General features: G+C 30.3%; 20 protein-coding genes. 2 read left to right on the top strand and 18 right to left on the bottom strand.

Features of this window, described 5'->3' with window-relative positions; translation table 11 throughout:
- Window positions 1–94: 94 nt before the first annotated feature.
- Both SHK09_RS02160 and SHK09_RS02155 read left to right on the top strand, forming a co-directional pair.
- A complete protein-coding gene (locus SHK09_RS02160; RefSeq protein WP_319809128.1) occupies window positions 95–2,170 on the top strand; it encodes a M13 family metallopeptidase in 2,076 nt (691 codons plus the stop codon).
- A 283-nt stretch (window positions 2,171–2,453) separates the two neighbouring features.
- Window positions 2,454–3,380, top strand: coding sequence for an ABC transporter ATP-binding protein (locus SHK09_RS02155; protein ID WP_319809127.1), 927 nt, complete (start codon window positions 2,454–2,456; stop codon window positions 3,378–3,380).
- Between the two features lies 1 nt (window position 3,381).
- Here SHK09_RS02155 and SHK09_RS02150 read toward each other — a convergent pair whose 3' ends face one another.
- The 18 genes from SHK09_RS02150 to gdhA form a co-directional block, all read right to left on the bottom strand.
- Entirely contained in the window at window positions 3,382–3,840 is a 459-nt protein-coding gene (locus SHK09_RS02150) for a 3-oxoacyl-ACP synthase (RefSeq protein ID WP_319809126.1), read from the bottom strand.
- A complete protein-coding gene (locus tag SHK09_RS02145) occupies window positions 3,821–4,366 on the bottom strand; it encodes a YceI family protein (protein WP_319809125.1) in 546 nt (181 codons plus the stop codon). The genes SHK09_RS02150 and SHK09_RS02145 overlap by 20 nt, the downstream gene beginning before the upstream one ends.
- Window positions 4,367–4,388: 22 nt before the next feature.
- A complete protein-coding gene (locus SHK09_RS02140) occupies window positions 4,389–4,949 on the bottom strand; it encodes a 4'-phosphopantetheinyl transferase superfamily protein (RefSeq protein WP_319809124.1) in 561 nt (186 codons plus the stop codon).
- Entirely contained in the window at window positions 4,942–5,193 is a 252-nt protein-coding gene (locus tag SHK09_RS02135; protein WP_319809123.1) for an acyl carrier protein, read from the bottom strand. Before SHK09_RS02135 ends, SHK09_RS02140 begins: the two co-directional genes overlap by 8 nt.
- Before the next feature lie 68 nt (window positions 5,194–5,261).
- On the bottom strand, window positions 5,262–6,536 hold the full coding sequence (locus SHK09_RS02130) for a beta-ketoacyl-[acyl-carrier-protein] synthase family protein (protein WP_319809122.1): 1,275 nt from the start codon (window positions 6,534–6,536) through the stop codon (window positions 5,262–5,264).
- Between the two features lie 54 nt (window positions 6,537–6,590).
- Window positions 6,591–7,031 (bottom strand): hydroxymyristoyl-ACP dehydratase, encoded by a 441-nt coding sequence (locus SHK09_RS02125; RefSeq protein ID WP_319809121.1) that lies wholly within the window; start codon window positions 7,029–7,031, stop codon window positions 6,591–6,593.
- A gap of 53 nt (window positions 7,032–7,084) precedes the next feature.
- The gene (locus SHK09_RS02120; RefSeq protein ID WP_319809120.1) at window positions 7,085–7,699 is read right to left on the bottom strand and encodes a transposase; all 615 of its coding nucleotides are present in this window, start codon (window positions 7,697–7,699) and stop codon (window positions 7,085–7,087) included.
- 17 nt (window positions 7,700–7,716) lie between these two features.
- Entirely contained in the window at window positions 7,717–8,769 is a 1,053-nt protein-coding gene (locus SHK09_RS02115) for a type III polyketide synthase (protein WP_319809119.1), read from the bottom strand.
- 92 nt (window positions 8,770–8,861) lie between these two features.
- Window positions 8,862–9,572: a methyltransferase domain-containing protein gene (locus tag SHK09_RS02110; protein WP_319809118.1), complete on the bottom strand. Its 711-nt coding sequence runs from the start codon at window positions 9,570–9,572 to the stop codon at window positions 8,862–8,864.
- Window positions 9,572–10,735 carry an NAD(P)/FAD-dependent oxidoreductase gene (locus SHK09_RS02105; RefSeq protein WP_319809117.1) on the bottom strand — a complete coding sequence of 388 codons (1,164 nt, stop codon included), beginning with the start codon at window positions 10,733–10,735 and terminating at the stop codon, window positions 9,572–9,574. Before SHK09_RS02105 ends, SHK09_RS02110 begins: the two co-directional genes overlap by 1 nt.
- Window position 10,736: 1 nt before the next feature.
- Window positions 10,737–11,861 (bottom strand): FAD-binding oxidoreductase, encoded by a 1,125-nt coding sequence (locus tag SHK09_RS02100; RefSeq protein ID WP_319809116.1) that lies wholly within the window; start codon window positions 11,859–11,861, stop codon window positions 10,737–10,739.
- Window positions 11,862–12,308 carry a GNAT family N-acetyltransferase gene (locus SHK09_RS02095; protein ID WP_319809115.1) on the bottom strand — a complete coding sequence of 149 codons (447 nt, stop codon included), beginning with the start codon at window positions 12,306–12,308 and terminating at the stop codon, window positions 11,862–11,864.
- Window positions 12,309–12,656: 348 nt separating this feature from the next.
- A complete protein-coding gene (gene dinB, locus SHK09_RS02090; RefSeq protein ID WP_319809114.1) occupies window positions 12,657–13,739 on the bottom strand; it encodes a DNA polymerase IV in 1,083 nt (360 codons plus the stop codon).
- A gap of 159 nt (window positions 13,740–13,898) precedes the next feature.
- The gene (locus tag SHK09_RS02085; protein ID WP_319809113.1) at window positions 13,899–14,738 is read right to left on the bottom strand and encodes an alpha/beta hydrolase family protein; all 840 of its coding nucleotides are present in this window, start codon (window positions 14,736–14,738) and stop codon (window positions 13,899–13,901) included.
- A 10-nt stretch (window positions 14,739–14,748) separates the two neighbouring features.
- Window positions 14,749–15,354 carry a LysE family transporter gene (locus tag SHK09_RS02080; protein ID WP_319809112.1) on the bottom strand — a complete coding sequence of 202 codons (606 nt, stop codon included), beginning with the start codon at window positions 15,352–15,354 and terminating at the stop codon, window positions 14,749–14,751.
- A gap of 56 nt (window positions 15,355–15,410) precedes the next feature.
- Window positions 15,411–16,031 (bottom strand): LysE family transporter, encoded by a 621-nt coding sequence (locus SHK09_RS02075; RefSeq protein ID WP_319809111.1) that lies wholly within the window; start codon window positions 16,029–16,031, stop codon window positions 15,411–15,413.
- Between the two features lie 6 nt (window positions 16,032–16,037).
- Window positions 16,038–16,661 carry a LysE family translocator gene (locus SHK09_RS02070; RefSeq protein WP_319809110.1) on the bottom strand — a complete coding sequence of 208 codons (624 nt, stop codon included), beginning with the start codon at window positions 16,659–16,661 and terminating at the stop codon, window positions 16,038–16,040.
- A gap of 85 nt (window positions 16,662–16,746) precedes the next feature.
- A complete protein-coding gene (gene gdhA, locus SHK09_RS02065) occupies window positions 16,747–18,084 on the bottom strand; it encodes an NADP-specific glutamate dehydrogenase (RefSeq protein ID WP_319809109.1) in 1,338 nt (445 codons plus the stop codon).
- Window positions 18,085–18,154: the final 70 nt, after the last annotated feature.

Genomic DNA, 18,154 nt, shown 5'->3' with positions numbered 1-18,154 from the left:
AACACTAGAAAATTCAACCAGAAATAGAATGTTAAATAGTGTAACAAAAAGCTTATTAGATTACTAATTAATTAAACATTCAAATAATTTACACATGAAAACAATTAACAAAGTTCTTTTTACAACTGCAATTGCATCGTTAGCATTTGTTTCTTGTAATGAAGACAAAAAAGAAGAGAAATCTCCAGGAATTGTCATAGAAAATATGGATACTTCTATGGCAGCATCAGATGATTTTTTTAGACACGTAAATGGTACTTGGATTGATAGTACATCAATACCAGACGATCAAACATCTTGGGGTGGTTTTAACGAGCTTCGTAAAAAAACAGATGCAGACGTTTTAACTATTTTAAACAATGCTATAGAACAAAAAGATTTTCCGAAGGTAAAAGACGCACAAGGAAACGAAATAGATTCAGATCAAGAGAAAGCAGTAAACTACTACCAAACAATAATGGATACTGTTGCTAGAAACCAACAAGGTAAAGCACCTGTTATGCCATTTTTAGCAAAAATAGACGAAATTAAAACTAAAAAAGATGTAGAAAACTACATTACAAACATGGCGCCTTATGGTGGTGGTGGTTTTTATGGTTTTGGTGTTTATAACGACTTAAAAAACAGTAGTGAATATGCTGGTTATATGAGTGGTGGCTCTTTAGGTTTATCTAGAGATTACTACGTAGATGTAAAAGTTGCAGATAAATTAGCTAAATATCAAGAATTTGTTGCTAAAATGTTTCAAGAATTTGGAGACGATGAAGCTACAGCTAAGAAAAATGCAGCTACAATTGTTGCTTTTGAAACTAGTTTAGCAGAACCAATGATGACCAAAGAAGAGAGTAGAGATACTCGTAAAATGTACAACCCAATGTCTGTTGCAGAGTTAACAAAATTATCTCCTGCAATAGATTGGAAAGCACATTTAGAAGGAATTGGTGTTGGTGATATAGACAGAGTTATTGTTACAGATCTTGGTTATTTTAAAGCTATGAGTACTGTTTTTACAAAACGTTCTGTAGAAGACATTAAGTTACTATTACGTTGGAACACGATTAATAGTTCTTTAGGTTCTTTATCTACAGATTTAGAAACTGCAAATTGGGAGTTTTATAGCAAAGAAATGCGTGGTGCTAAAAAGCAACGTGCAAGAGACGAACGTGCTTTAGGAAACTTAAACGGTGCTGTTGGTGAAGCTTTGGGTAAATTATATGTAGATGAGAAATTTCCGCCAGAAGCAAAAGCAAAGGCAAAAGAAATGATAGACAATGTAATGCTAGGTTTCGAAACAAGAATTGCTGGCTTACAATGGATGAGTGAAGAAACTAAAGAAAAAGCATTAGAAAAGTTACATAAATTAACTGTTAAAATTGCGTATCCAGATGTTTGGAAAGATTATTCTGAATTACAAGTAAAAGGTTTAGATAATGGTGGTTCTTATTTTGAAAACGCAATTAACGTTACAAAATGGAACTATAACAAAAACATGGCAAAATTAGGTAAGAAAGTAGACAGAACAGAATGGGGAATGTCTCCACAAACTGTAAACGCTTATTTTAATCCTGTAAATAATGAAATCGTTTTTCCTGCAGCAATCTTACAACCTCCTTTTTATGATTATAAAGCAGATGAAGCTGTAAATTATGGTGGTATTGGAGCTGTTATTGGTCATGAAATTTCTCATAGTTTCGATGATTCTGGTGCTCGTTTCGATGGTGATGGAAACCTTAAAAACTGGTGGACAGATACAGATTCTGAGAAGTTTGCAGTAATTGGTAAACAATTAGTAAAACAATATTCAGACATTATTGCAATAGATTCTATGCATTTAAATGGCGAATATACTTTAGGAGAAAATATTGGAGATTTAGGTGGTGTACAAGCAGCTTACGAAGGTTTACAAATCTTTTTAAAGAAAAGCGGTAGACCAGAAAAAATAGACGGTTATACACCAGAACAACGTTTCTTCCTTTCTTGGGGAACCATTTGGAGAACAAAAATGAGAGACGAAGCTCTTAAAAACTTAATCATGACAAACACACATTCTCCTGGAATGTACAGAGCATATATGCCTCTTAAAAACGTAGATGCTTTCTATGAAGCTTTCGATGTAAAAGAAGGAGACAAAATGTATTTAAAGCCAGAAAATAGAGTAAGAATCTGGTAGACACACAGTGTCTTTAAGTATTAAAATCTATGCGTAAATATTTGCGTAAAAAAAATAAAACCGATACGAAAGTGTCGGTTTTTTTTGTACTCTTTTTGGGCGTTCCCTAAAGGTCGCGCTTTTCGCACTCGCTTTTTGCAAAAAAAGCAAAAGAGCTCAAACAAACGCTACAATCGCTAACGCGCGCATATTTGTTTACTTTATGTTCGTTCGAGTAATTTTTTGAAAAACTAAAAGATTGTATCTAGAACTTTTTTAACCACTAAATTCTTATTTTTACAGTATGCTAAAAGTTAATACAATTTCATTTGGGTATGCTAAAAACAAAACTGTTTTAGATAATTTCAACTTCACATTAAAAGAAGGCGAACATTTGTGTGTTATGGGAGAAAGTGGTTGCGGAAAATCGACCCTTTTAAAAGCAATCTATGGCTTGTTAGATTTAAAAGAAGGCACCATTTATTGGAAAGAAAATAAGGTTTTAGGACCAGAATTTAACCTAGTTCCTGGTATGGATTTCTTTAAATACGTTGCACAAGACTTCGATTTAATGCCTTATATTTCTGTTTCAGAAAATATTAAGAAATTTCTATCTCGTTTTTATCCAGAAGAAAGCGAAAAAAGAACACAAGAGTTATTAGAAGTTATAGAAATGAAAGCTTTTGAACACACAAAAGTTAAAAACTTAAGTGGCGGACAAAAACAACGTGTTGCAATTGCTCGTGCTTTAGCAAATGAACCAGAATTACTGCTTTTAGATGAACCCTTTGGCCAAATAGACAACTTTAAAAAAAACTCTCTAAGAAGAAAGCTTTTTGCTTATTTAAAAGAAAAAAACATTGCTTGTATTGTTGCAACACATGACAAGAGTGATGCGCTTTCTTTTGCAGATAAATTGTTAATTATTCGCAACAATAAAATTTTAGTAAACAATACACCAAAAGATATTTATAACAATCCTAAAGAGAAATACGTAGCTGCTTTGTTTGACGATGTAAATGAGATTCTTCTTAATGAGAAAAAGGTATTATTATACCCACATCAAATAAAAATTACAGATAAATCTAATTTAAAAGCAACCGTTTCAAATTCTTATTTTAAAGGTGCTTATTGGTTAATAGAAGCCGAATTTGAGAATCAAATACTATTTTTAAATCATTCTTTAAATTTAGAAAACGGAACTAATATAAAAATAGAAATTATAAACTAGTTTATAAAATGGCTGAAATTTCTATTACATTTCCATTAAAAGAAAACACTTCATTCGTTTTCTTTCCTAACAACATTTTACCAATTGGAGAAGAAACAGAAACAGCAAAATAAATTTTATCTTTAACAGTTAATTGTCCCGCAGAAATACTCAAAAAATAATTAACTTTCTCTGTAAAAACAACACTTCCTAAATGCGCTATTTCAGCTTTTTTAGAAATATCAACTTTGGCTAAAATTTCTTTCATTTGTCTAATTCCAGCCAATTGTTGTCCTGCTTTTTCCATTTCTAGTTGCAGCATTGCACGCCCAGTTTCATGCTTATCACCAGCAGAACTTTTCGTTTCAGATTGCAACGCTTTTTGGTTCGAAGAAATTACTTCTTCAACCGTTTGCAAACGTTTATTTACAAACGCTTCACATTGTAAAAAAAGCGCCTCTTTAATTTTTATTTCCAACATAAATCATTTTAATATTCACTACTTTAGAAAGCACAAAACTACTACCTCCAACATCAAAATCTTTTCTATTAACACCAAAGTTCGCAGTAATTGTTATTCCGTTTTTAGACGCATTAATATCTAAAGGAGCTTCGACTAACTTGTCTACTCCTTTTATGGTTAAAATGCCTTTTATGTTATATTTAGCATTATTTTCTTGTTTTATTTGCAAAGATTTAAAGACTATTTTCGGATATTTTTCAACATCGAAATAATCAGATTCTAATAAATGTTTATCTCTCGCTTTAGAATCTGTAAATATAGATTTTACACTAATTTCTGCATTTAGAAAACTAGCTTTTAAATCCTTAGAATTAAAATTGGTTAAAACTTTAAAATCGTAAAAATTACCCGCTACGTTAAACCCTAAATTTCTTATTTTAAAAGCAATAGAAGACGTTTTATTATTCTGAACCAACTCTTGTGAAAAAGAGGTAAAAGAGCTAAAAATAAAGATGAATACTATATATTTTAATCGAATAAACATGTGTTCGTTTTTTAGATTCATTTTAGAGGGTAAATACAAATGCACCATAATTTCCATGATGAGAAATTGAGCAAGATTTGGTTAGTAATTTTTCCTTATGATAAAACAAAGGAGCGCCAACCGTTGTTTTTACTTTTACGATTTCATCGGATAAAACGCCTGTTTCTAAGGCCAATTGTATTTTTAAATCGATATGTATATTTTTTGATGAACCAATCTTTGAAAAAATAACAACTTCATTATTCGTTTCCTTGGCAATTGTATGTATATAAGATGGCTTAAAACTTGTAGTTGTAACATATTTACTATCTTCAAAAAGAACAAAGCCTTCTGTTGTAGAAAATAAACTACATTCAAATTTTTGTGGTGTAAAAAAGCGTTTTTCTACTTTTTGAGTATAACATTTATAAGCTGCTTCTTTCATAGACCAAAATTGCCAAACTTTTAAAAACGGATTCTCTGCATCTTGAATTTCTTCTTGCTCTTTTTGGGTGAATTGTTTCTCTAAAAACCCTTTTCGCTGCCAATTACTTTGGGTTTTAGCAAGGTTTAAATCTACAATATCATTGCCAATATTATGCATCCATTTTAGATTGAATTACAGCAATAGTTGCTTTTACAGAAAGCATTTTCTCCATAGAATCGTTGTCTATTTCTATATTAAATTCATCTTCTACATCTAAAATAATATCTACTAAATTTGCAGAATTTATCTCTAAATCATTTATAAAATCTGTTTCTTCAGATAAGTTTTTAAAACCTTCTTCGTTTTGAATATATGGTTTTACAATAACAGTTAATTTCGATATAATTTCTTCTTTTGTCATTTTTTATTTATTGTTTTAGACTTCATAGGTTTTAAAAAACTGTGAGACCTTTCTTTATCTTCAATTAGTTATAATTTATATTTTTTAAAGATAACACATGCATTTACATCACCAAAACCAAAACTTGCTTTTGCTAAAATAGTAATGTTTTTCTCCATCATTTCTGTAGGAATTTTATCTACTGAAATTAATTCAGAAATTTCTGGATGTACATCTTCACAATTAATATTCGGAAACACAAACTGTTCTTTAATTTGTATAACAGAAGCTACAGTTTCAATAGCGCCAGAAGCAGCCAAACAATGGCCAACCATAGATTTTAAAGAATTAATGTAAGGAAAATCAACTCCTTTTCTTTGCAATGCTTTGGTCCAATTTTCTATTTCTAAACTGTCTTTTGAGGTGGCTGTTAAGTGGCCGTTTATCACCTCAATTTCATCAGCAGAAATAGCAGCATCTAAAATTGCATCTGTAATACATTTCTTAACCGCTTCTGCATTTGGCGCAGTTAAAGTTCCGCCATTTCTTTGTCCGCCAGAATTTATATTTCCACCTAAAACCTCTGCATAAATTGTTGCTTTTCTTTCTAAAGCGCTTTCTAACGATTCTAAAACCAAGGCACCTGCGCCACTTCCAGGAACAAAACCAGACGCCGTTTCACTCATAGGTCTCGATCCTTTTTCTGGCGTTTCATTGTGCTTATAAGACATTACACGCATTGCATCAAATCCGCCCCAAGTATACAAACTACTGTCGCTAGAACTACCAACCAACATTCTTTTTGATTTTCCGTTTTTAATACGTTCAAAACCTAATAACAAGGCTTCTGTACCCGTTGTACAAGCAGACGAATTTGTGGTTACTTGGTTTCCTAAACCTAGAATTCCGCCTAAATAAGCCGAAATTCCGCTTGCCATGGTTTGCACCACAGAAGTACTACCCAAACGTCTTACATTTTGATCGTCAATTTTATAAATTGCTTCTCTAAATTTTTCAATACCAGAGGTTCCTGTTCCAAAAATTAAACCAGAATCATAGTCTAATTTAGAATTTTCATCCACAGAAAAACCAGCGTCTTTCCAAGCATCAATTCCTGCCATACAACCGTATAAAATACTTGTACTATTGAAACCTCTTAATTGTAAAGGCGATAAATATGCAGCTTTTTTTTCTTCAGAAACTTCCGGAATTCCACCAATACAGCAAGAAAATCCTTTGTCTTTTAAATTTTGATGAAAAGTAATTCCTGAAGTTCCTGATTTTATGGCATTTGTAAACGCAGGCAAACCAACGCCATTTGGCGACACCACTCCTAAACCAGTAATTACGACTCTATTTTTCATTTGTTTATCGATTTTAGACCTCACAGGTTTTAAAAATCTGTGAGGTCTGTAAAATTAACCTTTTATCATTCCAGAAATAGTTCCTCTACAAACCAGTTCATTTTTCTCATTCATCATTTTTACTTTACATTTTAACTTATTGAATCTAAAATATTCTTTTTCTGAAATTACCGTTACTTTTTCATTTGGTAAAACAGGCAAATAGAAATCAACCTGATTAGAGGTTAAAGCAATTTGTAGTTTTTTTTCTTCGGATGAAATTTCGTCTTTTAATAAATAAATACCCAAACAAACAACACCAATTTGTGCCATTGTTTCTGTTAAAATAACACCTGGCGTAATCGGATTTCCTTTAAAATGACCTTCATAAAAAAAAGATTTTTCGTTGAAAGTGTAATTTCCTGTAACTCCGTTTTCTGAAATTTCTGTGAGTTCATCAACAAACAAAAAAGGATTTGTATACGGAAGGTTTTTAATGATTTCTATTGGGTTCATTTATTTAATTTAACAGACCTCACAGGTTTTAAAAACCTGTGAGGTCTTCTTTATTACTCTAAAGTTAAAGATTCTAAAATAGTTACTTCTTTAATTTTATGAGCCTCGATAAAATTTTGTTTGTCTTCAAAAAGATTGATAACAGAGTCTCTTAATAAACTTGTTATTTTATCTGATAAAATAGAATTGTAAGAAGAATGTTTATACGTTCTAAAATCATCTACAAACTGATGGTGTGTTGGGTTTAAATGAATGTATAAAATCAACTTTCTTAAATACTCTTCATTATCTAATTTTATTCTTGAAAAACGATCTTTAAATAAACTTCCACTTCTTCCATATTTTTTATTGATACTTTTTGAATACACATTAAATAAATTTGAAAATGATTGAGATATTTCTTTTGAAGCAACCTCTTCTTTTGTCTTTATTAATAAGTGAAAGTGATTTTTCAATAAACAATAAGTCAAAATCTCTAAAGTTTTAGAAAGGTGTTTTTTTACTAATAGAAGAAAATAAGCATAATTCTGCTCTTCAATAAAAATATTTTCTTTATTGTTTCCACAGTTATAAATATGGTAAAAAGAATCTTCTACTAAAACTTCATATTTCATATTGTTTTCTTTATCAGACCTCACAGGTTTTAAAAACCTGTGAGGTCTAGTCATTACTTATCATCATTCAATTACCACTCCAACAATATTCGTTGTGCAGAAAACCCAGGACCAAAACTTAACATAAGCCCTCTTTCTCCTTTTGGCAGATTTCGATCCATAAATCGTTCTAAAACATACAAAACAGTTGCGCTAGACATATTGCCGTACAAACGTAAAACTTCTTTTGTGTCGTCTATATTTTTACCTAAAACACCAAATAAATCTTCTACCGTTTGTACAATTTTCTTTCCTCCAGGATGAAAAATTAAGTGGTCTACATCATCAATCGTCAAATTATTTCGTTCTAAAAACGGATGTACAATTGCCGGAAAATGATCTGAAATCTTCTGAGGAACTTCCTTATCCAATATCATTTGCAAACCTGTATTTACCAATTTAAAGCCCATCATAGAAGTGGCATCGTAAAAATGATACATCGCTTCATCAATAATTGCTGGCCCTTTATCATCTTCATAAGAAGATAAAATAACTGCAGAAGCTCCATCACCAAAAATAGCAGCACTTACAATATTTGTCATCGAATAATCTTCTAACTGAAACGTTGCTGTTGGTGCTTCCACAGCAATTACGGCAGCTCTTTTATTAGGATTCGCCTTTAAAAAATTCTTTGCATAAATAATACCCGAAACTCCTGCTGCACAACCCATTTCTGTAACGGGCAAACGCACAATATCTTGTTTCATTTGCAAGGAATTAATCAAATAAGCATCCATAGACGGAATCATAATTCCGGTACAACTTACCGTAATTATATAATCGATATCCGTAGGTTTTAAATTTGCTTTCTCTAATGATTTTTTTAAAGATTGTTCTGCTAATTTTACGACTTCTCTTGCATAAATATCATTTTTTTCTTCAAAAGAAGTTGCCACAAAAACTTCTTCAGGGTCCATTATAGAATAGCGCTTGTCTACACCTGCGCCTTCAAAAAGTTTAATCACTTTTCTTTGAAAACGGGTATCTTGCTCTTGCATCCATAATTTTACAAACGGAATAATATCTTTTGTTTCTCTGTGATATTTTGGTAGTTGTTTTGCAACCGATGTTATTTTAACTTTCATATTTTTAGACACTGATTTCACGAATTCTCGCTAATTTATTTCGACTTGAATTTCACTAGATTTTTATGGTTTAAAGTAAAACCTAAAACTTTTTAACGTTTCAATATCCATTGAAAACGAAATGCCCATTTCCAAGAAATTTGTGCTTTTACATTTAATTTTTGAGAGATTCTTTCTAAATCTTTTCTTTTGAATCCTCTTAAAACGGACGTTAATCCGTCTTCAATAATCATTTTATTTTTGATAAAAAGTGACAACAGCATAAAAAGGTAATATGCCAATTTATGTCGATGTAAATCGTTTACTACAATTGCTATTTTTGTTTGTTTTAAAGTGTTTCCTAAAAAAGAAACCAATTGTTCTTCTTTAAAATGATGTAAAAATAAGGTGGCCAATACTACATCGAATTGTCTGTTTTTAAATGTATCAGAAAAAATATCTTCCGTTTTAAAACTCAGTTCTGGAAACGCTGTTGATAATTCATTGGCGTATGCTATTGCTGTTGGGTTTGCATCAATACCTAACAACGTCATTTTATAGCCTTTCTTTCTTCCAAATTTTGCCACATCTCGTAAAATATCTCCATGACCACAACCAATATCTACAATAGTTAGCTCTTGTTCTTTTGGGTGATTTTTTAATACTTTTTTCAGTGAATTTAAAGTTACTAAATTTCCGCCTAAATACCGATTTATATTTTCTAACTTATCTAAAGTATCTCGCAATAAATCTCCGCCAATAGAAAAATCGTCCATTAATTCTTCTTTGTCTGTTCTATTTTTTGTGCTGATAAAAAAATCCATTAAATTTTCATTGGTTTACCATGTGTTTGCTTAATTATAATTGGTAATAAAAAAGGTAGTTTCTTTAAAATTTGAAGCAAAACAGCTGCAATTTGATCTTTTCGAAACAACATTGCTATAAAATGACCTGCTTTTAAACGCAAACTAAACTTTTTATTCCACTGTCTAATATATTGCTTTTCGAGTTCGTTTCTAGACTCGTTTTCTCCATTCAAGTAATTTAGAATCAATTTAGAGGCAATTTGTGCAGACTGAATTGCCATACTCATTCCGTTTCCGCATAACGGATGAATCATTCCTGCAGAATCTCCGCACATTAAAATATGGTTTTCTACTGGTTTTTTGGTTTCAAAAGAAACCTGACTAATCGTTATCGGTTTCTCAAAAATAGCTTCAGAATTATTAAAAATTTCTTTTAAAAATTGATTTTTAAAAACGACTTGTTCCTGAAAATCATTAATGTTTTTATATTTTTTAAAGGATGCGTAATTGGTAATATAACACAAGTTAATTGCATTATCCTCCACTTTAGAAACACCACAATAACCACCTTTAAAATTATGAAGCGCTACTAAATCTTCTCTAAAGTTTCCTTTTACATGAATTTTAACTCCTAAATAAGGCGATTTTTTTTGGATAAACTCACGTTCCATTTTTACATCTAACAAAGAACGTTTTCCAAAAGCACCAATCGTAATTTTTGAAGTGAACGTGTTATTCTCTTTGGTTTCAACCGAAAAGACATCATTTTTAAAAGTTACATTTATTACGGAATCTTTTAAAATGGTAACTCCGTTTTTTATCGCTTTTTCTGATAAAATAAGATCTAATTGATATCGTGAAATCCCGAATCCTCCCAAAGGTAATTTTGCAGAAATAAGATTATTCTTTGTAGTTGATAATTGAAATTCAGAGATTTTAACCGCTCCAAAATCAAACGGATTAATCTCTAAAAAAGCTAAATAAGGCAATACTTCATTCGAAATATATTCTCCACAAACCTTGTGTTTAGGGTATTCATTTTTCTCAATTAACAAAACCTTTTTATTAAATTTTGATAAATGAATTGCGTTACATAAACCAGCTAAACCGCCGCCAATAATAATTACATCTACAGCTAAGTTACTTTTAGTGAGAGTACCTGTGTTAATAGTCTTTACCATACTAATCTATTAATTCTGCCAATTCTTTACCAACTAGACTTCCAATAGCAATGCCCATTCCACCTAAACGAACACCGCAAAAAACATGATTAGACAATTGTTTTACTATTGCTTTTTTCTGCCCTTTTAAATTTTTAAAGCCTACGCCCATAACTCCGCTCCATCTGTGTTCAATTTCAAAATTTGTGTTTGGTAAAATCGTTTCTTTTAATATTCTTTCTAATTCATTTTGAATAATTGCTGTCTGACCAAATTGTGTAGTTTCTTCTGTTTTAAAATCGAGATTTCTTCCTCCGCCTAATAAAATTCTATTATTAATATTTCTAAAATAATAATACCCTTTATCTAAATGAAAAGTGCCTTTTATATGAAGGTTTTTAATGGGTTTTGTTATTAGAACTTGTGCTCTTGCAGGTTTTACTTCTTCATTTAATAGTTTATTTGCAAAACCATTTGTAGCAATAAATAGTTTGTTTGTTTTAAAAGTAATTTTATCGGTTTTTACTTCCACAAAATCTCCTGTTTCAGAAAAACTTTCAACAGAAATATTGTTTAAAATTTTGATTTCTAATTTTTGAATTTTATTTAATAATTCAAAAGCCATTTTACCAGTATCTATTTGACCTTCAAAGGCATTTACAAAGTGGTTTGGTAATACTTTTTTAAAGCCAAATTTATCATGCTCAACCAAAAAAATATTAGCATTAAAAATTGGTTCTAAAAGTTGATTTATTTTTTCTTTTTGTGCATCACATTCTTCAAAAAAAGAAGCAGATTTGCATAGCTCAAATCCTTTATTTTGCTCAAAATCAATATTTTTATCTCCTAAATTTTGTCTTAGTAATTGCAAACCTTTCCAACGTTTATCTACCAAGTTAAAAACCTCTTGTTCTGTATGCGTTTTTAAATCATCAATAATTTCAGACAAACTTCCAAAACAAGCAAAACCAGCATTTTTTGTACTTGCTCCTTGAGGCAACATACCTTTTTCGAGTATTAAAATTTTTGCTTTTGGATGCTTTTTCTTTAATTCTAAGGCACAATTTAAACCAACAATTCCACTACCAACAATTGTAAAATCGATATTTGTAAACCATTCTTTTAATTCCCAGTAACTGTAGTTCATTTATAAGTTTTTTTCAAAACAAACACTATTTTCCATTCCTTTATATTGCCCGTAATTTGTAATAATTTTATAAGCACATTTATGATAAAATTGTATCGCTTCGACTTGTCTTTTTCCTGTTTCTAAAACACATCTTTTATATTCTAACTCTTTTGCCCAAGATTCTAATTCTATTAGTATTTTCTGTGCAATTCCTTTTCCTCTTTGCTCTAAAGAAACATACATTCTTTTTAATTCGACAGAAGTATTATCAAACTTTTTAATTGCTCCACAACCAATTGCAATTTTATCAACATAAATTACAACAACATTTTTTAAAACATCTATATGATTAAACTGATTGTAAAAATCATGTTCATCTCCATCCGTAATTTTTAGATATGCGTCTAACTTTTTTACCAAATTTATAAAATCTGGGTTTTCAGAATTTGTTCTAATAATGTCCATTTTAATTTTTAATGTTATTTATGTCATTCTAAGACACTGTAAAAAAGAATCAACCATCAATAATACGATACAATTTAGTTCTTTCTCTGGTAAGGTTTATGGTTTTTCTTTCAGTTTGTCATTTCGACCTTTTAAGAGAAATCTCATAAACTTATGCTGTTTTGTGTTTTCATGGTTATGAAATTTCTCCTATTGTCGAAATAACAATTGGAAGTATTATTAATCCTTTCCATTTTTAGGCAAGCCTAAGAGAATTGAACTCTTCATAATTTAAATTAACAGATTACTCAGTAATGCTTCCACATAATACTAACTCTAATTTTGTAGCATACAAAAAGACGCCAAACGTTAGAATTCAAACTTTAACTGTACCCAAACAGGTTCTTTATTTTCGGTATTTAAATTACCAAAAGACAAGCCTAACAAACGCACAGAATTAGTAATTTTGTCTTGAAATAACAACTCTTTTACAACAGGAAAAAACTCATTTTTAGTCTGCATAAAATATTCTTTAGTCTTACTTCTGGTTTGTTGTGTAAAATCTGAATACTTAATTTTTAAGGTAATCGTTTTTCCTTTTGTATCTGTTTTTTTCATGCGTCTCTCTAACTCGTCAGCAATTTTTTCTAACTTTTCTATCATAAAAATTTCCGAAGAAATATTTTCACTAAAAGTTCTTTCTGCCGCAACAGACTTTCGAATTCTATTTGGTTTTACAGCACTATTATGAATTCCGCGAACAATATTATAATAATGAGCACCAGATTTACCGAAGGATTTAACCAATTCTTCTAACGATTTTTTCTTTAAATCGTTCCCAACAAAGATTCCTAGATTATACATTTTAGCTGCGGTAACTTTACCAACACCGTAAAATTTATTAACTGGCAATTCCTCTAAAAACTGAATTACCTCATCCGGATGCACCGTTTTTTGTCCGTTCGGTTTATTAATATCAGACGCTACTTTTGCAATAAACTTATTTATAGAAATTCCTGCAGAAGCTCTTAAACCAGTTTCCTCAAAAATACGATCTCTAATTTCTCTTGCAACGGTATTAGCAGACGGGTTCCCTTTCTTATTCTCTGTAACGTCTAAATAGGCTTCATCCAAAGAAAGTGGCTCTACCAAGTCTGTGTATTCGTAAAATATTTCTCTAACTTTTGCTGATATTTCTTTATAACGATCAAAATCGCTATTTACAAAGATTAAATGCGGACACTTTTGTCTAGCCAAAGTACCGCTCATAGCAGATTTTACACCAAATTTACGAGCTTCGTAACTTGCTGCAGAAATAACACCTCTTCTTCCTTCGCCACCAACTGCAATAGCTTTACCCCTTAATTCTGGGTTGTCTAATTCTGCTACAGATGCGTAAAAGGCATCCATATCTACATGAATTATTTTTCTAAAAGGTGGTTGCAATTCCATGACTCGAAAGTACGGAAAAGAAGTTATTTTTCATTTCTAAATGAGCTTTTTTAAGCGATTAACAAATCTAAGAAAGCTGCGCTATTTTGGGTTCTCTACTTTATAATACTTCTCCTAAAATTGAAATGACAGGTTTGTGAAATTTTAAGTTTTACTTGTTTATTTTAAAAAGTTAATACAAAGTGAAGTTACTTCTTCTAGCTCTTTAGAGAACGTTTTTTCTTTCCAAGGATGAGAAACATTAAAAACATGATCTGCATTTTTAATAATTTCTAATTGACTCTCAGCATTCCAAGAATGTATTTTCTTTCCTTCATCTATAGAAATAGACGTGTCTTTATCTCCGTGAATAACTAACTGTGGTATTTTTATATTTTCTACCGCTTTCTGAATATTTAAACGCTCTTCGTTTTCTTTAAAATCTAAGTAAAACTGATAGAAATGTGGCATATTTTGCTTAGTTCTTCCGTTTAAAACATATTTAACACCCGTTTTTTTCCAGCTTTCTAAATCGCCAATTGTAGAACTTCTAGAACCGAAATCGCACACCGCAGCTAATGAAATTACTTTTTTAACTCTAGTGTCTTCAATTGCTTTTAGTAATACAATTCCACCACCTCTACTGTGCCCAATTATTGAAATGGCATTAATAGCTACTTCGTTTTTAAATTTTTCTTCGGATGAAACCCAATCAATAACACTTTCTAAGTCGTCTAATTCTTTGGTGTAATTATTGTTTCCAAAGGCCTCTAAATCTGGAAAATCTATAGGGTTTTCTAAGGTACCTCCATTATGAGAAAAATTGAATTTGATAAAGAAAAAGCCTGCATTTGCAAACGTTTCTGCCATTAAATTCCAAGCGCCCCAATCTTTAAAACCTTTATAACCGTGACAAAAAATAACTATTTTTTTTTGTTGATGATCTTCGTTGTAAAAAACATCTGTTACAATGGGTTTGCTATGTTTTCCTTTAACAACTGTATTTTTAATTATTTTCATCTTTTGTATGTTATACTACAAATTTAAGAAATGTAACCAAAGCAAAACCACCAGTAATAAAACTTAGTAATAAATTTATATTGTTGGTTAAACTCCCTGTTTTTTGTTGAATTAATTCTGCAAATCGTCCGTATAAATACAGAATAAAATAAGTGCCAATTACAGAACCAAACACAAAGAATAAAATTGAAGCAACATCGAAACTAAAGCTATTAAATGTAATTAAAAGCGCTGCAGAACCACAGAAAAAAGGAATTGCAAACATGTTTAATAAAGATAAAATAACACCTGTAAAAAAAGAGTTTTTTCGCTTCACTTCTAACTGTTTCTTTTCTTTCTTATTCTGTTTATAAAAATAAATTGATAAAAAAAGAAGAACTACAATACCTGTTTTTTCTAATATTTCTAAAAATATTGGCTTTTCAGAAATATATTCAAGAATATAAATAGACACATAAACTTGTAAAAAAACAACCAAAGAAACACCCAAAGTAAACTTGGTAAATTCTCTTTTATTAGTGTCTAAACTAATTTTTAAGGCAGTCATATTTAAAACACTTGGTAGCGTGTATCCTAAAAAGGAAAAAACAAACCCAAAGAAAAAAAGAGAAATCATATTACTTTGTTAATAACAATTCTGTCGAAAATTTTATATGAAAATTACGCTTTTTATTAAAACAACTGTTTTACAAGAGAAAAAACCGCAACTAAACCTGTTAAAATGGCTAAAATTATATTGATATCTTTTGTTAGTTTTCCTGTTTTTTGTTGAATTATTTTTGCGAATTTTCCATATAAATAAAGGATATAAAATGTACCAATTATAGCTCCTAAAGTAAAAAATAGCACAGAAATAAAATCAAAATAAAACAATTTAAAAACATCTAACGTAATTATCGTTCCGCTAAAAAAAGGAATCGAAAACATGTTTAAAAGAGACAACGTAATACCTGTTAAAAACGGGTTTGCTTCTTTTGCTTTTAAACCATCAACTTTCATTTTACCTTTCTTAGATTCTCTATAAAAATAATAAGATAAAAAGATAAAGATAACAATTCCAAATTTCTCTAAAGTTTGTAGAATTGTTGGGTTTTCTGCAATGTATTTGGTTAAAATAACGGCAATTATTACTTGCGGAATTACAACAAGAGAAACGCCTAAAGCATATTTATTTACAGCTTTTCTTCCTATATCTAAGCTAATTTTTAAAGCAGTCATATTTAACATGCTTGGTGTTATAGAGCCAACAAAAGAGAAAAGAAACCCGAAGAAAAAAAGTGAAAATATATTCAAAATAAATTATTTATAAAACAAGAAAACTAGGTTTCCTAATGCAACCAAACCAGTTAAACAACCTAAGATAAAGTCCATTTTAGAAGCAATAAAAGTTAACTTGTGTTCTATTTTTTTGGCAATAATAGCGTACAATGAATATAGCGTAAAAGAACCAATTGTAGAACCAATGGAAAAGTAAAAACCATTTAAGTAAGAATATTCAAAATATTCTAACCCTATTAAAACAGAAATAGATGTAAAATAAAACGGAATTGCAATGGTGTTTAAAAGAGACATACCAATACCATGTAAATAAGCTTTAGATTTAGGTATTTCTTCTTTTACCTTTTTCTCTTTTGATGTAAAATACATTCTAAAAAAGTTAATAGATAGTAAAAATAGAATACCTGTTCCTATCTTTTGTAACAAGGTTATATATTCTGAATTTTCCATTAAAATACTCGATAAATAAGCACCTATATTGGCTTGAAAAAATAAGACGGTTGCATAACCACCAATAAGGTAAAATGCTGCTTTTTTGCCATTTCTTAAACTGAATTTAACGACTGTTAAGTTTAGAAAACTGGGTGTTATACTACCTGCAGCAGCAATACCAAAACCTAAGAAAATAAAAATTAGAAAGCTCATAAATTGATTTTATATAGGCAAATAAACAAAAAAACGCGTCAAAAGATTGACGCGTTTCATATTTGTAATAACTTAAAAGAGTTTATTATAGTACACCTTGATCTAACATTGCATCGGCTACTTTAATAAAACCAGCAATATTTGCTCCTTTTACATAATTAATATAACCATCTTCTTCCGTTCCAAACTTTAAACAAGCAACATGTATAGAGTGCATTATTTGATGTAGTTTAGCATCAACTTCTTCTTTTGTCCAGTTTATTTTCATTGCATTTTGAGACATTTCTAATCCAGAAACTCCAACTCCACCTGCATTTACTGCTTTACCTGGTCCATATAAAATTTTAGCTTTATGAAACTCATGAATAGCTTCTGGAGTACAACCCATATTAGAAACCTCTGCTACATATTTTACACCATTTGCTATTAACTTTACTGCATCTTCTCCGTTCAATTCATTTTGTGTAGCACATGGCATTGCAATATCACATTTTACACTCCAAGGTTTTTCATTTGCATAAAAGGTAGCTTCTGGAAATTCCTCGGCATAAGGAGAAACAATATCGTTATTACTTGATCTTAAATATAACAAGTAATTTATTTTATCTTCATCCAATCCTTTTTCATCATAAATATATCCATCAGGACCAGAAATTGTAACTACTTTTCCGCCTAATTCTGTAATTTTTAAAGCAACACCCCAAGTTACGTTACCAAAACCTGAAAGAGCAATTGTTTTGCCTTTAAAATCGTCTTTTTTAGTTTCTAACATTTCTTTAGTAAAGTAAACTCCACCAAAACCTGTTGCTTCTGGTCTAATTAAGCTTCCTCCCCAATTTAAACCTTTACCAGTAAAAACGCCCGAGTTTTCTTGTTGTAATTTTTTATACATACCGTACATAAAACCAATTTCTCTAGTTCCTGTACCAATATCTCCAGCAGGTACATCTGTACTAGGGCCAATAAATCGCCATAGTTCTAACATAAATGCTTGACAGAAACGCATAATTTCGGTATCAGATTTCCCTTTTGGATTAAAATCTGAACCTCCTTTTCCACCTCCCATTGGCAGAGTAGTTAAGGCATTTTTAAATATTTGCTCGAACCCTAAAAACTTTAAGATACTTAAATTTACACTTGGGTGTAATCGAATACCTCCTTTATAAGGGCCAATTGCATTATTAAATTGTATTCTATGACCTAAATTCACATGAACATTTCCTGAATCATCAATCCAAGAAACTCTAAACGTTAAAATTCGATCTGGCTCTACTAAACGTTCAATAATTTTTGCAGATTCGTATTGTGGGTTTTCATTATAAATCGTCTCTATAGACTCTAAAACTTCTTTAACAGCCTGTAAATATTCCTTTTCGTTAGGGTGTTTCGTTTCTAAATTTGTTAAAATTTCTGTGACATTCATATTAATATAATTAACAACTATTTATAGAATAATTTTATAACAAAAATACATTTTTAAACAACACGTTTAA

It is taken from the genome of Polaribacter sp. PL03, from assembly GCF_033875165.1.
In the GTDB taxonomy this organism is placed as follows: Bacteria; Bacteroidota; Bacteroidia; order Flavobacteriales; family Flavobacteriaceae; genus Polaribacter.
This window is presented reverse-complemented; position numbering and strand designations above follow the sequence as displayed.

Bases quoted from the DNA above. Each gene is read 5' to 3' on its own strand.
- gdhA (WP_319809109.1), bottom strand. From the start codon at position 18,084: ATGAATGTCACAGAAATTTTAACAAATTTAGAAACGAAACACCCTAAC.
- SHK09_RS02140 (WP_319809124.1), bottom strand. From the start codon at position 4,949: ATGCATAATATTGGCAATGATATTGTAGATTTAAACCTTGCTAAAACC.
- SHK09_RS02105 (WP_319809117.1), bottom strand. From the start codon at position 10,735: ATGGTAAAGACTATTAACACAGGTACTCTCACTAAAAGTAACTTAGCT.
- SHK09_RS02130 (WP_319809122.1), bottom strand. From the start codon at position 6,536: ATGAAAAATAGAGTCGTAATTACTGGTTTAGGAGTGGTGTCGCCAAAT.
- SHK09_RS02120 (WP_319809120.1), bottom strand. From the start codon at position 7,699: ATGACTAGACCTCACAGGTTTTTAAAACCTGTGAGGTCTGATAAAGAA.
- SHK09_RS02150 (WP_319809126.1), bottom strand. From the start codon at position 3,840: ATGTTGGAAATAAAAATTAAAGAGGCGCTTTTTTTACAATGTGAAGCG.
- SHK09_RS02155 (WP_319809127.1), top strand. From the start codon at position 2,454: ATGCTAAAAGTTAATACAATTTCATTTGGGTATGCTAAAAACAAAACT.
- SHK09_RS02125 (WP_319809121.1), bottom strand. From the start codon at position 7,031: ATGAACCCAATAGAAATCATTAAAAACCTTCCGTATACAAATCCTTTT.
- SHK09_RS02070 (WP_319809110.1), bottom strand. From the start codon at position 16,661: ATGAGCTTTCTAATTTTTATTTTCTTAGGTTTTGGTATTGCTGCTGCA.
- SHK09_RS02135 (WP_319809123.1), bottom strand. From the start codon at position 5,193: ATGACAAAAGAAGAAATTATATCGAAATTAACTGTTATTGTAAAACCA.
- SHK09_RS02115 (WP_319809119.1), bottom strand. From the start codon at position 8,769: ATGAAAGTTAAAATAACATCGGTTGCAAAACAACTACCAAAATATCAC.
- dinB (WP_319809114.1), bottom strand. From the start codon at position 13,739: ATGGAATTGCAACCACCTTTTAGAAAAATAATTCATGTAGATATGGAT.
- SHK09_RS02085 (WP_319809113.1), bottom strand. From the start codon at position 14,738: ATGAAAATAATTAAAAATACAGTTGTTAAAGGAAAACATAGCAAACCC.
- SHK09_RS02110 (WP_319809118.1), bottom strand. From the start codon at position 9,572: ATGGATTTTTTTATCAGCACAAAAAATAGAACAGACAAAGAAGAATTA.
- SHK09_RS02100 (WP_319809116.1), bottom strand. From the start codon at position 11,861: ATGAACTACAGTTACTGGGAATTAAAAGAATGGTTTACAAATATCGAT.
- SHK09_RS02160 (WP_319809128.1), top strand. From the start codon at position 95: ATGAAAACAATTAACAAAGTTCTTTTTACAACTGCAATTGCATCGTTA.
- SHK09_RS02080 (WP_319809112.1), bottom strand. From the start codon at position 15,354: ATGATTTCTCTTTTTTTCTTTGGGTTTGTTTTTTCCTTTTTAGGATAC.
- SHK09_RS02145 (WP_319809125.1), bottom strand. From the start codon at position 4,366: ATGTTTATTCGATTAAAATATATAGTATTCATCTTTATTTTTAGCTCT.
- SHK09_RS02095 (WP_319809115.1), bottom strand. From the start codon at position 12,308: ATGGACATTATTAGAACAAATTCTGAAAACCCAGATTTTATAAATTTG.